The sequence below is a fragment of the Leptothermofonsia sp. ETS-13 genome (assembly GCF_049200465.1).
Lineage (GTDB): Bacteria > Cyanobacteriota > Cyanobacteriia > Leptolyngbyales > Leptolyngbyaceae > Leptothermofonsia.
Genome location: NZ_CP120836.1, coordinates 2,833,474 through 2,846,648, shown reverse-complemented (window position 1 = coordinate 2,846,648; position 13,175 = coordinate 2,833,474). Strand labels below are relative to the sequence as shown.

Genomic DNA, 13,175 nt, shown 5'->3' with positions numbered 1-13,175 from the left:
GCTATAAAACGACAACACAAGCCTTCGGAGTTTACTGCACATAACAAAAAGCTGTCCCCTAGACAGTCTAGAGGACAGTCCGTTTTCGGTACAGAGCTATACAGCTTCGGTAGCGGGCTCTTCTTCCGTATCCAGTTCCTCTTCCGTCAATAATTCATCAACGGCATCTGATGCAACGATTGCAGTGTCATCCTCAGTATCTTGCTCTTCAGCCACGGCAGTGCCAGCTACTACATCGGATTCAATCGTTGCAGCATCCTCCTCTTCTGGCATTGCTTCCATTGGCTCTTCAGTCGGTTCGGAGACCTCCTCCTCCTCTTGCTCAGTGGCTGCCTCTTCCACAACCCCGATAGCATCAGTTTCGGAAACTTGATCATCTTCAGGCTCGACCTGGGTGGTAGGGGCATCGTCTTCAGTGGCTGCCTCTTCCACAACCCCGATAGCATCAGTTTCGGAAACTTGATCATCTTCAGGCTCGACCTGGGTGGTAGGGGCATCGTCTTCAGCTGCCTCTTCCACAACCCCGATAGCATCAGTTTCGGAAACTCGATCATCTTCAGGCTCGACCTGAATGGCAGGGGCATTGTCTTCAGCATCGGGTTCATCCGCAGGCTGAACAACAGGCTCAACTTTCTGTGGTGATGAGGGTTTTACAGACATGGGGGCTTTGCTTGCCTGGGAAACTTTGCTGACAGTAGCATCAGCCCTAACTTCAGCAGGCAGGTCATCCACAGAAGGAACGGCTTTTGTCACAACCAATGTGCGGATGATTCCCCTGTCCAGGTGCTGTTTGTTGGCCGATTGGGAAAGTTCAACTATCTTTCTGCCCAGCCGTTCCCCAAGTATCTGAGCCGTTTCTAAACTCTTGATAGACTGGCTGGAGAGTTTTGTTGCAAGATGGCTCAGTTCCTTATTTCCCGCACGAGAAGAACTGATCCCACTCTCAGCAATCACCTTTTTGGCATTTTTCTGAATGGCTTTTTCGATCTGCTTACTGTTCATTGGGTGTGTCTGCTTGCAAACTCAGAACAGGCTACCCTATCTCAATTTGATCCCCATGCCATCCTCAATACATTGCCATCCTCAAGATCGCTGTGGCCAGGTTGCTTCGGACATTGGTTTTAAGGGTGTGTGGGGGCTTTGCCCTCAGCCAGGGGTTCCACCCCTGCACCCCGTCCTCAGCTTGGTGGCGATCGCTATACATAAGAACATAAATAGGTCTCTGCCAATTCCATCACTGTATTCGCTAATGCCTGCTGCTGGGTCGCATCCGTAATGCCCAGAGCGGCTTCCGGCACCACACTCAACTCGAATGGAGGTGGGAGTCGTGGCAGACAGACTCTCGTGCACCAACGCCTGGGCTAACCGGCCTCCCACCCAGTCCTCAAAATCCGGTGCAATTCCCGCCCTCGCCCCCTCCGGGTCATAGGACTGGGCAAAGAGCCCAGCCATCACCGGACGCACTTCTCCTGGGGTACGTAGGGTTGCAGAGCCTGCTGAGTGACGGCCAGATCACCGGCCAGACCAATTTGATGTCGTTCTACAATTCCTATCACTTTGCGAGGATTTTCTCGTTCAACAACTGGCAGGAGGTACAGCCCTCTGGTTCCCATGCGTTCTAAAACTTCGGTCACTGGTTCATCGGGGTAGGCATAGAGCACTTCTGAAGTGCAGATGTCTTTCAGGGGTTGATGGAGAATTTGATTGATGTTGTCACTTTGGGAGTTGGTAGATGAATTAGTAGATGAATTAGCTGCGGCTACGATACGCCGCTTGATGTCTGCCAGGGTAATAATTCCGGTCAGTTCTTGGGCCGGGTTGAGCACTAACGCTGTATGACACTTATGTTGAACCATAAGGTGCCCCGCTTCTAACAGAGAGGTTGAATCCAACAGGCTCAGATAGTAGGGATTGACAATGATTGCCGTTGGGGTCCGCTGAAGCATTTCCAACTCATCCTGTTGCTCCAGGTTCACGCCCATTTGTTGCAGATTAAGACTTTGAACCGACTGGCTCGACTTGAACTGGTCAACCAACCATACGCTCATGCCCACCGATGCCATGGCTGGCAGAATAATCAAATAGTTTTGGGTCAGTTCAAACAAAAGGATGATCGCTGTTAGGGGAGCTCTGACACTACCTGCTAAAACGGCAGCCATGCCAACGATAGCGTAGGCTGGTGGCGGCGCAATATTACCCCATTCAGTTGGAAGTAGCAGGCCGAGGATATGGCCATAGATTGCTCCCATACAGGCGCCGACAAACATTGCAGGGGCAAAAATTCCTCCGACCAAACCGCTGCCTAAACTAATTGCCGTCAGGCCAAGTTTGGCAAACAGCAGCAAACCCAACAGCGGCAAGGAGACTACCTCTCCACGCAAAATTGTTTCCAGGGTGTCATAGCCAACTCCCAGGATTTGAGGCAGTTTCAATGCAACTAGTCCCACACAGGCTCCCCCCAGAACTGGCTTGAATCCCTGTGGTAGATGCTTTAGCCAGAAGAAACCAGGAATATCACCCTGAAACCCGGCCTGGGCAAGCTGAATCCCCTGGATAAACAACATCGAGACATAGCTTGCCAGAAACCCCAAGCCTAAGTAGAGTAGCCATTCCCAGTGGCTTAATACCTGATAGGTGGGCAATTCAAAGGCCGGATGAACTCCCAGGGCGATTCGAGTAATTACAGCAGAGACGACAGCTGATAGCAAAATTAAGCTAACGGCCGGGGTGGTAAAGGTGGGTCCTAGAATGACCTCTAGAGCAAAGAAAATGCTGGTAATTGGTGCGTTGAATCCAGCCGCTAAGCCTGCGGCAGCTCCGGCCCCTAACAGCAAGCGATAGCGCTCTTTAGAAACTTGAAAGGCTTGCCCCAAGAGGATACCAATGTTTGCACCAATTTCTACACTAGGACCCTCCGGACCAAGGGAAGCTCCTGTGCCGAGCGATACGATCGCCGCCAGTATTTTAATAGCCGGACGTAAAGGGGAAATTTTCTGCGATCGCGTATTGCTTAATAATGCAGCAAAGCCCTGCCCCAAAACCTCTGGATAGCGCCAGCGCATGAATCCCACAATCGCCCCACCTAGCATGGGGATACAGGCTAATGTCCATGCCCCCCATTTAGAAATGAATCCCAGAATCTGAACGAAGCTAAGGGACTGACACAGGTCAATCAAGATATGAAAAAGCACCATTGCCAAACTGGAGCCGCCACCAATAAGCAAAGCGGATACCAGTACCAGGGTCTCTGGAGAGGGCTGTATATGGTTGAGCAGACTGGTGAGGCGATCGGAAAGGGTAACTGGCTTTGAGGGTGGCGGCAGAAGGATTTTGGATTCAGGAATTGCGGAGGTCATGGAACTTAGCTGCTGTGGCTATTGCCATTGGGCACTGTTTCGCTGGTCACTTCCAGCGTGGTCATTGAGGCTGAATTGGCTGACTCGTCCAGGCTCACCCTCACAACGCGACGCCGTTCCTGTTCTATTTTAGGTAAGGTTAGTGTCAAAATGCCATCTCGAAAATCGGCCTGGATGTGATCGTTTTCAATGGCGATCGGCATTGGAATTAAGCGACGGAATTTACCGTAAGCAAACTCAGACCGAAGCCACTGGCAAGACTCCGACTGCGCTGGGTAGGGATATTCGCCCTCGATTAGAACTGCATCCTGTGTGGCCTGAATGTTGAGATGGTTACGCTCCACTCCAGGAAGCTGAACACGCAATATCAGATTTTCGGGAGTATCCATTAACTCAATGGCCGGGTCCCAGGCTGTTTCACTTTCAGCAGATGAACTTCTAAACTCTTCTCTAATCCCTTCAAAAATTTGATCAATCTGGCGTTGTAGTGATTCCATGCGCTCAAATGGTTGCCACCCTAGACCAAAAGGTCGCCAACGGATTGTTCCCATACAGTTAGCCTCCTTTTTCCTGAGTAGATTGAACACGAAAAGATTGAACACGAAAACCAACACTACCTGGGTTACGCTTCGCTAACCCACACTATGAAATCCAAGATTTTCGAAAATTTTGTCAGTCAAGCGGTTGAGCAACAGCATAAGACATCTAACCTAAACAAGCACAGGCTAGACCTGATTATTTCTACTCTATTCTAGAGAAATAGCAGACAGTTTCAGGGTTTTGCGATCGCCCAAAGTCGTAGTTCCCGAACGGAAAGAATGACGGTTGTCCCAACTCACATGGCTAAGGGAAACCTGGGGAAATTCCTACTCTAAGGTGCGGTTGTCCTCATTGACGAAGTGAGTAATTTTGGAGCAAGCCTTTAAGTAGAGATGGTTTTTTTGTTGCTTTGTTGCTAATACCAATGGTTTATGAAGCTGTACATTATCAACCCCCGGCTGTCGCCGTCCCCCTTACCAAGGGAGACTACAGAGGGTTCTGATTCTACGCATCCTCATATTGAATTGGTATAAATTGAATTGGTATAGGTTGATCCGATGTCAATATGTAGCAGTTCTATAGTTTTACGCGGGTGCGTTAGAACATTGGAATTAGAGAGGGAGTGGGGGTTTCGCCCCCCTATTTGCAAATAGTTTGTGAACACTAGATAGTTTGTGAACACTATATATATCCGCCGAAGCTGTCTCTGAAAGTACCTGTATGAGACGCGATAGAAACTGAAGGAGGAAACCATGCCAAAGCAAATACTTAACTCTTTCAAGTGGCTTCCTTTAGCGGCCATCGGAATACTCTTTCCGACTGCCTCTCTTTGGCTATTTTTATGGTGTCTCAAACTGAATCTCAGTTTTTGGACCGTTTATACGGTGCTCTACAGTAGCACAATTGTATCTTCCTTGTTCTTGACGCTACGTAAAACTGAATCTCAACGTCAATCCTCCTTTCAAGAATTCATCCCACCACAGCTTCAATTTTTTGAGCAAAAGCATGCTTAACAATTCATCTGGTATAGCAGTCCTGCATCACTTATGAATGAAGAGATTTGTGAAAGTGCATGGCTTTGCGATCGCTTCTCCAATCTTTTTTGTCAGCGGACTGATGGAGGTGATTGGTATGGTCAGCGGATGGTTTCTACCAGCCTTTCTCCTGATCTTATTAATTGGTTTAACTCTACTCATTAATCAGGTGCTATCTCAGGCATTTACGTCTGAAGATGAGTCCCATAGCTTTTATTAAACCAACTAAGCGGTACTACTGCCCTCTTTGTGGAAGCCAATTACTGCGGCACATTCAGCAGAACTATATCTACTGGTTTTGTAGATACTGTCGGCAAGCATTTCCACCAGAACTCGTGGAGCGCTTGCCGATTTTAGTGCCAGACTTATGGCAGGGGGTAAGGGTTCTTCCGGCTTGCCGGTGAAAGAGTAGCTTACACCTTACCTAAGACTGACAAGGAGAAAAATAAGATCGTTAGAGTAACCACTGGTTAGTTCCTGCTCAATGTCAAGGGGTGAAAGAGTAGGTAATGGGCACAACGAATCGCAGTTTGGGTATCTTTTCACTGGTAATTCTGCTCGTTTCCACCCACTACGGTTTGGGATTTTTACTGGGAACGGCAGAACAGGCCATGGTGCAGGGCCTGGGCGGCAGCCTCTATGCCTTCTCAATTGGGCTGGGGATGCTTGCCCTTCTGGGATTAGTGAAATTTTACTGGAGCGAAGTTGAGCAAATCTGGACGCTGCTAGGAAAGCGCTATGGTAAGCCTGTCAAGGTGGGAGTAGGTCTGATGTCCTGGACTTCACTGGTTGGCATTGAGGCTGTCCAGATTATTGCAGCTGCGTCGATTCTCAGTACTGCTGGGCTATCTGGCCCCACCAGCATGGTGATATTGGCTGTCCTGTTCTGTATACTGTCGCTTTTACCGGTCGAAAAAGTAAGCTGGATTTTTCAAGGGTTGCTGCTGTTCAACGTTCTGGTATTGATTTATGCGTTAACCGTTCTGCACGGGTTACCTCTATACGGGCGATCACCCCTGGCGTTCTTTTCTGCCCTGCATCAGATCCCAGCAGCAAACGCAATCGGAATTTCCCTGGCGACGATTTTGCTAGTGCCGGTTGATATGAAATGCCAGCAATTTGTTGTTCAGGCTAAAGATGTCCGCACCGCCTATTGGGGTTGTATTGTAGCAGCGTTAGTATTAATAGCATTAGCCTTTCTTCCGGCAACAGTCGTCATTGTAGCTCAAACTGCCAGGATTTTGCCCCCCGACCTGACAGGGAAGCAGGTAATTCCCTACATTCTGATCTGGGTTGGTGGTAGTACAGATCAGCCTTGGGGAAGGGTGCTCATTGCGGCTTTAGCGGTTCCGGCCTTAGGACTGGGTAGCAACGTACTGCGCATTCAAACCAAAACGATTTTGGATCTGGAGATGATTTCCAATACTGAACAAAATCGGATTGGAGTTGCCATCACCAATGCTCTTCTGGCGTTGGCGATTGCACTCAAAGACGGTGAAATGATTGGATTGATTCTGCGTTTCTATGCCGTCTATCTATCTACAGTCTGGATTCCATTCATTGCCTATTTGCTTGCCTATGTTGACATCTACACATTCTCTCAAACCAGCGTGCGAGCAGCACTACTAATAAGTAGCCTATCAACCCTATTTACTCTGGCGTTAACATTTGTGAAGCCCGAAGCTACTACATCTCATAGTCCAGAGCTAGACATCTTGCTTGTAGGATTTGGATCTGGCAGTATTGGTTTGTTCAGCGTGCAAACAGCAGAGGCATTCCTTTCAATGCTCAACAATCAGGACGAAATGCAAATTTAAATTATATTGGTGGAGGTATATTGGAATGTTCTAACTGAGTGGAATGTTCTGACTGAGTGCTATGACGATGAACACTAAATCTTTGTTTTCAGTTCTTCAGTATTGGCTTGAGCCCAAAAAAGTGGTTCGTAATCTGGAAGTTTTCCAGGACTTCATCATTGTTTCACTTTGTGTGGGCTTATTCTGCGTGATGCTGATTCGCCTAGGGGAAATGTACCTCTCTCTGCTTAAGCCTTTGAATTTTCAGATTATCACGTCTGATATTTTATTCATTCTGATTCTGGTTGAGTTGTTTCGACTGTTGATTATCTACCTCAAAGAACGGCGGATCTCGGTCGGAGCTGCGGTGGAAGTCTCCCTTGTTTCAACCCTGCGCGAAGTCATTTTACAAGGAGTTCTCGATATCCCAATCAATCATCTTCTGGGTGTTTGTGCTTTTTTGGGTGTCTTAGGCGGGCTTTTATTTCTGAGGGTCTGGATGTTTCAGCGATTCGATGCCATCAGGCAAGCAAGAACAGAGGAATTCCCGATACTCTCTATTGAGCAATATCCTTTTTAACCAAATTCCTATCAACTGAATAATAATGATTTATCTCCCCGTCACTCTGTTGCTGTTCTTACTGTTGTTGCTCCTCTTTCCCTTTATCTGGTTTGCGATCGCCCTGGATGTAGTAGAAGTTGCTGTTGCTAAATTGGGCTTTTCACCCAGCATTGCCATGTTGTTATTCGCAGCAGTTATTTTTGGGAGCACCATCAATATTCCCTTGTATGAGCGAGTTTCCCACGTGCCAATGATTCCAGATTTTGCCGATCTGTGGGTGGCAAGATTTTGGGGAATTCCGTTACGAAAAATGGAACAGAAAACCATTGTGGCGCTCAACATCGGTGGTGGGCTGATCCCCAGCCTTTTGGCAATTTATCAATTCACTCGTTCCGATCCCATCGCCATCTTAGTCGTGACAGCGATTGTCACATTTGTCAGCTATTTTTCTGCCCAAATTGTTCCAGGGATCGGCATCCAGATGAATGCATTGGTTGCGCCAATAACTGCTGCATTAACTGCTGTACTAATGGTTGGCAGTGGGGCAGCCCCTGTAGCCTTTGCTGGGGGTGTTTTAGGAACCCTGATCGGGGCCGATCTATTACACTTGCGAGAAATTGAACGGATGACCGCCGGGGTTCTTAGCATTGGTGGAGCGGGGGTGTTCGATGGAATTGCACTCTGTGGATTATTGGCGTTATTGTTGACTTGAAAGTAGCTACTATAAACTGCGTGCATCCCCATGAATGAGAAAAGGAAATCGGGGGAATCAAGAGTTCTATTTTCAAGTCAGAACCAACAGATTCTAATCAAGGAGGTTTCTCGTGATGTTCAATACGGTTCGTCGCAGTCAAATCGTTGGCCTGATGGCAATGGACAGCAGTACTGCAACTCGATTTGGCACGGTAGAAGAAGTTTGGGTAGATGATCAGGGTCGAGTTGCTTACTTTGCGGGAAGCCAGGGTTACATACCGCTAGAACAGATTGCTGTGGTGGGATCAGATGCTGTCTTGACCTATTCTCGCATGGTCATTGATCAACCAACTCCTCTGCGTCGCCTGCATCGGGTAGCTATCCGATCGCCCTTCAGTGAAACACTGGGTTGGGTCGAAGATTTTCTCTTTGATTGGGAAACCGGAGATATTGCTGCCTATATCCTGGGTGGAGACATTGCTGCTCCGTTTGGTGGTAGGGCTGTGCTTTTTCCAGAGGATGTGGAAGCCATTGATGCTGAGGTGATTGTGATTAAAGAGGGAGCTCGGGATCGCCTCAAGAGCGAATCGGAAGGACTAAAAGGCTTTTTGAGTGAGAAGTCTCAACAGGTGAAGAACTTAGTGAGGCAGATGGGCGATCGTCTTCAGTCTTTAATCTCCCCCAACGAGAAGCCGGAGGTTGTGCGCGTCAAGATCAAAGACCTGAGCAATGAACTCGCTGCCTCTGGTCAACATGACAAGAATGCTTTGCAAGAAGCCACCCAGTTTCTGCAAGATAAGTGGGAACAATTCCAACAAAGTTTGAACCGCACTGGACAACGGATGAAATCATCAGTAGACGCTGCATGGAACTGGCTTACTCGTAAGTAATTGGTTGAATTTGAAAGTCTATTAGTTGAAATGATGTGTGATGGGGCGCGATACATGCTTCGCACAAACTATACGACGGCATTGCTGAAAAGCAGTATGAATCGAAACAAAGTTTCGAGCATACAGCATCTATTTCATACCCAAATTCAGCAACGCCATACGACCGCCCACCTCTAACCTTTATTCCTGTGCAACCATAGAATACAAACCATCTCCAGCCAACCTATGGTTAAATCAGCTCCATTGACTGAGCCACTGCCGATTCCTCCCGCGATCAATGAAAGCGCGTCACCTTTCATCATTTCAACTGGCAGTCCTATCAGCAAATTCTCCATGTCCTGCCACAGAGTCGCTCTGCTCGCCTGACCTAAGATCGCGGAATCTTGGAAATTACCATACCCTTAAAAGACCATGAGTTTGCCGCCCGATTAATTGAGCGATTGATTTACTTTCTGGTCGTTGAGATGGGCCTGAGAATCAAAACAATGGGGTCTACAACCCTGGAGCGAGAAGACCTTGATCGCAATCCTGAACCAGACAACGCCTACTACATTCAAAATCAGTCCATAGTGACAGGGTGAAGGGTGAATCTGGAGCATGTCCACCCCCCAATCTGGTCATTGAAATCGACATTACGCATACGACATCGATAAGTTACGATTGTATACCAGTATGGGGGTTCCCGAATTTTGGCACCACAACGGGCAGGTCTAGCGTATTTATCTTTGGCGTATTTATCAATTGCAGAATGGGCAGTACCAGGAGGTTGATACCAGTCCAACGTTTCCCTTTTTGCCCAAGGAGAAGTTTTATAGCGGTAGTCATTATGGTTAGGACGGGGTGCAGGGGTTCCACCCCTGACTGGGGGCGAAGCCCCCACTCCATCTCTAATTCCAATACCTTAACGCACCCACGTAGAGCTATATGAGTTTCTGATGCTGGCAGAACAAGATTGAGGTGGGCGCAGAACGATCCTTGAGGTTGTGGGTGCAGCAACAGTTTCATGAAACTATCGGATTTGGCTGAATTGCCAGGGCTGAGCCAGTTTCACTTCAGTCGTTTGTTCAAACAGTCAATCGGGTTTTCTCCCTACCAATATGTACTTCAGCAACGGGTGGAGCGAGGCAGGCAATTACTCAAGTAATCACAAGTAATCAAAATTATCTATCATAGAAATCGCTTTTCTGTGTGGTTTTAACAGCCATAGCCACTTGAGTAAATGGTTTCAACAACCTATAGGCATGACACCTGAAGCGTATCGAACCAGCCAGATAGAGCCTTTCCAAAACAAAGGGCGATCGCATTTTCTTGACTGCCCAACCATCCAAGCATTTCCTGAAATCTCATCAACAATGAGTAATATGAGTAATATAAGAATTAAGTAACGCATTTGTTACTTTCCCATATCATCAAGCTCTATTTGTCGTTGTTCAGACGGAAATGCCTATGACTACGACCTTACAGAGACGAACAACTTCTGATCTGTGGGGACGTTTCTGCGATTGGGTAACCAGCCCCGACAATCGACTTTACATCGGCTGGTTCGGTGTCTTGATGATCCCCACACTATTAACGGCAACGACTTGCTTCATCATTGCCTTTATTGCCGCACCACCAGTGGATATGGATGGGATTCGAGAGCCGATTTCAGGCTCACTACTGTACGGTAACAACATTATTACAGGTGCCGTCATTCCAACATCCAACGCCGTAGGCTTACACTTTTACCCCATCTGGGAAGCGGCATCCATGGATGAATGGCTCTATAATGGCGGCCCTTATCAGCTAATCGTACTCCACTTCCTGATTGGCATCTTCTGCTGGATGGGGCGGCAGTGGGAGTTGAGCTATCGCCTGGGAATGCGTCCCTGGATTTGTGTTGCCTACAGTGCTCCTGTGGCAGCAGCAACCTCGGTTCTGCTCATTTATCCAATTGGCCAGGGTTCCTTCTCCGATGGCATGCCTTTGGGCATCAGTGGCACGTTCAACTTTATGTTTGTGTTCCAGGCGGAACATAATATTTTGATGCATCCTTTCCACATGTTGGGTGTAATCGGTGTGTTTGGGGGTGCCCTATTCTGTGCCATGCACGGATCACTGGTAACCTCCAGCTTGATTCGGGAGACGACCGAGTTTGAATCTACTAATACTGGCTATCGCTTCGGGCAGGAGCAGGAAACCTACAATATTGTGGCGGCTCACGGCTATTTTGGGCGGTTACTTTGGCAGTACGTCAGCTTCAACAACTCTCGTTCCCTGCACTTTTTCCTGGGTGCGTTTCCCGTAATTGGCATTTGGTTTACATCCCTAGGTATTAGCACCATGGCGTTTAATCTGAATGGGTTTAATTTCAATCATTCTATTCTAGATTCTCAAGGTCATGTGATTAATACCTGGGCAGACATTCTCAACCGAGCCAATTTGGGACTGGAGGTGATGCACGAGCGGAATGCCCATAACTTCCCACTGGATCTGGCAATGGGCGAAGCAAATCCTGTTGCGCTGGCTGCACCTGATCTCGTTGGATAACGTAGTTGGTCTGTTACTTAAACAGTCCAAGCATTGTTGAAGCATTCTCTGCGGAGAATGCTTTTTATTGCAAAATTTCCGGCGTTGCTGGATACAAGTATGAATCATGCAGGAACCGGGACATCCCAGGATCTTAGATAATGAAGTAGCAATCGAACTGAATGTCCTAGCATTTTCACTGACTTTGAGGAGCACAGTGTCTTACGATGCAGTCGAGCCAGATAATGCCTTAATCGAGTGTTTTCGGCAAATTTTGCCCCACTTGCTCAACCCAAGCGATCACCGTTGTATGATGCACTCCCTTCACCCATTCGATCGCTCGAAATCCTGAACCATTGACATACATTTTGAGGCATTCTCGCTTGAACTCATCTGGGTATCCTTTCAGAGGGTCATAGAGGTCAATGAATTGGCGACCACAATCAACACAGATGTGATTTTGCTTACCTCGTTTCTTTCCGTTCTTACGGATATGACTGGAACCGTATTCAGTACATTGCCTGAAAATTCCCCCTAATTCATACCTCTATTCTGCAACGCCAAATTTCCTATTGGTTCACAAAAGAAACTTTGTCTGGTTATTTAAACCTGGAAAGACCAATTTAGGGGGGGAAGCCCTCCCCCCTCTTGTTCACAAACTATTTGTGAACGCTTCAAATGCTGTCAATGCTGTCAATGGTATTCGTGGACGGGGGGATTCTCTCAACAGAGTGGTAGTTGGAGTCGCTTTAACTATGAGTGTCAGATTAATATTCGGAATAGACAGGCAATCAGCTCAAACTATCGTATCATTCGGTAAGTCACCAGGCTTAGGACGAGGTGGGTGGGTGGAACCCTGGGTTGGGGGCATCACCTACCTCGTCTTAAGCAACCTGGCGACAACTATAAGTGCGACAGAGTAAGGCTTTGAAAAGCCAGAAGCCAAGAGCCAGATTTATTCCGACTCCTGGCTTCTTCCATTAAGGCATCTGCCGTGAAAATTGCTTAAACGGTATAAATTGTTAATGATACCAATTCTATTTTTATCTGCTACAGATAGAGAAAGGAAGTCAGCAGGAAAGGAATCATCATGGTCGGGGTGTTCAAAATCAAGATCCCTCAAAGTGAAGCAGAACTACAAAGAACTGCTGCGAAAGCAGAAAATAGTAAGCAGTAAAGAACGGGTGCAACTGCCTTATCTGCTCAAAAGTCAACAGGTTGAGAGTATAACCCAGACAGCAAGCATCTTAGGACGCAACCGAATCACGCTTGAACGGTGGTTGGGCAAATACCGAGAGGGTGGCATGGGACAGGTGCTTACGACTGAGTGGAAATGAGGCCGAAAACGGCATATTCCGGTTGAAGCGGAACAGAAACTGCAAACCCGACTTGAGCAACAAGATGGGTTTAACTGCTATGGCGAGATTCAACAGTGGCTCAAACAAACCTCTGGAGTAGAGGTGAGCTACCCGGTGGTGCATCTACACGTGCGTTATCGGCCCAAAGCCAAGTTATAGCTCTACGCGGGTGCGTTAGGACATTGGAATTATAGAGGGAGTGGGGGCTTCGCCCCCAGCCAGGGGTGGAACCCCTGCACCCTGTCCTAATCATAATGACTACCGCTATATTGGTGATTTTCCAGCACGTGTTGGCCTGAGTCTATGGGAGGAATTGCAGTTGTGTTGTTGTGATTTCTGATTCAGCCATTGTCGGGGAAGGGGGATGAGTTTCGAGTTCTGAGTTTTGAGTTCAAGGCGAAAGTATAGCTGTCGCCAGGTTGCTTAGGACATTGGGTT

14 protein-coding genes and 1 pseudogene are annotated in these 13,175 nt (G+C 47.6%); 9 read left to right on the top strand and 6 right to left on the bottom strand.

What is annotated here, in order from left to right; genetic code table 11:
• Window positions 1-96 precede the first annotated feature (96 nt).
• The 4 genes from P4D80_RS12950 to P4D80_RS12935 form a co-directional block, all read right to left on the bottom strand.
• Complete coding sequence (locus P4D80_RS12950; RefSeq protein WP_421654404.1) at window positions 97-1,002, bottom strand: hypothetical protein; 906 nt, start codon at window positions 1,000-1,002, stop codon at window positions 97-99.
• Between the two features lie 144 nt (window positions 1,003-1,146).
• Window positions 1,147-1,452, bottom strand: a complete 306-nt coding sequence (locus P4D80_RS12945) for a hypothetical protein (RefSeq protein WP_421654403.1) — start codon at window positions 1,450-1,452, stop codon at window positions 1,147-1,149.
• On the bottom strand, window positions 1,452-3,356 hold the full coding sequence (locus P4D80_RS12940) for a chloride channel protein (protein ID WP_421654402.1): 1,905 nt from the start codon (window positions 3,354-3,356) through the stop codon (window positions 1,452-1,454). Before P4D80_RS12940 ends, P4D80_RS12945 begins: the two co-directional genes overlap by 1 nt.
• 5 nt (window positions 3,357-3,361) lie before the next feature.
• A complete protein-coding gene (locus tag P4D80_RS12935; RefSeq protein ID WP_421654401.1) occupies window positions 3,362-3,907 on the bottom strand; it encodes an Hsp20/alpha crystallin family protein in 546 nt (181 codons plus the stop codon).
• A gap of 1,039 nt (window positions 3,908-4,946) precedes the next feature.
• Between P4D80_RS12935 and P4D80_RS12930 the strand changes: the two genes are divergently transcribed.
• The 9 genes from P4D80_RS12930 to psbA all read left to right on the top strand — a co-directional run bounded on the left by P4D80_RS12930 (window position 4,947) and on the right by psbA (window position 11,400).
• Window positions 4,947-5,150, top strand: coding sequence for a hypothetical protein (locus P4D80_RS12930; protein WP_421654400.1), 204 nt, complete (start codon window positions 4,947-4,949; stop codon window positions 5,148-5,150).
• A gap of 289 nt (window positions 5,151-5,439) precedes the next feature.
• On the top strand, window positions 5,440-6,747 hold the full coding sequence (locus tag P4D80_RS12925) for a hypothetical protein (RefSeq protein WP_421654399.1): 1,308 nt from the start codon (window positions 5,440-5,442) through the stop codon (window positions 6,745-6,747).
• A gap of 67 nt (window positions 6,748-6,814) precedes the next feature.
• Complete coding sequence (locus P4D80_RS12920; RefSeq protein ID WP_421654398.1) at window positions 6,815-7,306, top strand: phosphate-starvation-inducible PsiE family protein; 492 nt, start codon at window positions 6,815-6,817, stop codon at window positions 7,304-7,306.
• Window positions 7,307-7,331: 25 nt separating this feature from the next.
• Complete coding sequence (locus tag P4D80_RS12915; RefSeq protein WP_421654397.1) at window positions 7,332-8,000, top strand: DUF1614 domain-containing protein; 669 nt, start codon at window positions 7,332-7,334, stop codon at window positions 7,998-8,000.
• A 115-nt stretch (window positions 8,001-8,115) separates the two neighbouring features.
• Complete coding sequence (locus tag P4D80_RS12910) at window positions 8,116-8,871, top strand: PRC-barrel domain-containing protein (RefSeq protein WP_421654396.1); 756 nt, start codon at window positions 8,116-8,118, stop codon at window positions 8,869-8,871.
• Window positions 8,872-9,254: 383 nt separating this feature from the next.
• Window positions 9,255-9,452 (top strand): hypothetical protein, encoded by a 198-nt coding sequence (locus tag P4D80_RS12905; RefSeq protein WP_421654394.1) that lies wholly within the window; start codon window positions 9,255-9,257, stop codon window positions 9,450-9,452.
• Window positions 9,453-9,874: 422 nt separating this feature from the next.
• Entirely contained in the window at window positions 9,875-10,015 is a 141-nt protein-coding gene (locus tag P4D80_RS12900) for a helix-turn-helix domain-containing protein (protein ID WP_421654392.1), read from the top strand.
• Between the two features lie 22 nt (window positions 10,016-10,037).
• Entirely contained in the window at window positions 10,038-10,256 is a 219-nt protein-coding gene (locus P4D80_RS12895) for an AraC family transcriptional regulator (protein ID WP_421659532.1), read from the top strand.
• 61 nt (window positions 10,257-10,317) lie between these two features.
• Window positions 10,318-11,400 carry a photosystem II q(b) protein gene (gene psbA, locus P4D80_RS12890; protein WP_421654391.1) on the top strand — a complete coding sequence of 361 codons (1,083 nt, stop codon included), beginning with the start codon at window positions 10,318-10,320 and terminating at the stop codon, window positions 11,398-11,400.
• A gap of 104 nt (window positions 11,401-11,504) precedes the next feature.
• Here psbA and P4D80_RS12885 read toward each other — a convergent pair.
• Both P4D80_RS12885 and P4D80_RS12880 read right to left on the bottom strand, forming a co-directional pair.
• Window positions 11,505-11,908 (bottom strand): annotated as a pseudogene (locus P4D80_RS12885) (transposase-like zinc-binding domain-containing protein).
• Between the two features lie 718 nt (window positions 11,909-12,626).
• On the bottom strand, window positions 12,627-12,860 hold the full coding sequence (locus P4D80_RS12880; protein ID WP_421654390.1) for a hypothetical protein: 234 nt from the start codon (window positions 12,858-12,860) through the stop codon (window positions 12,627-12,629).
• Window positions 12,861-13,175: the final 315 nt, after the last annotated feature.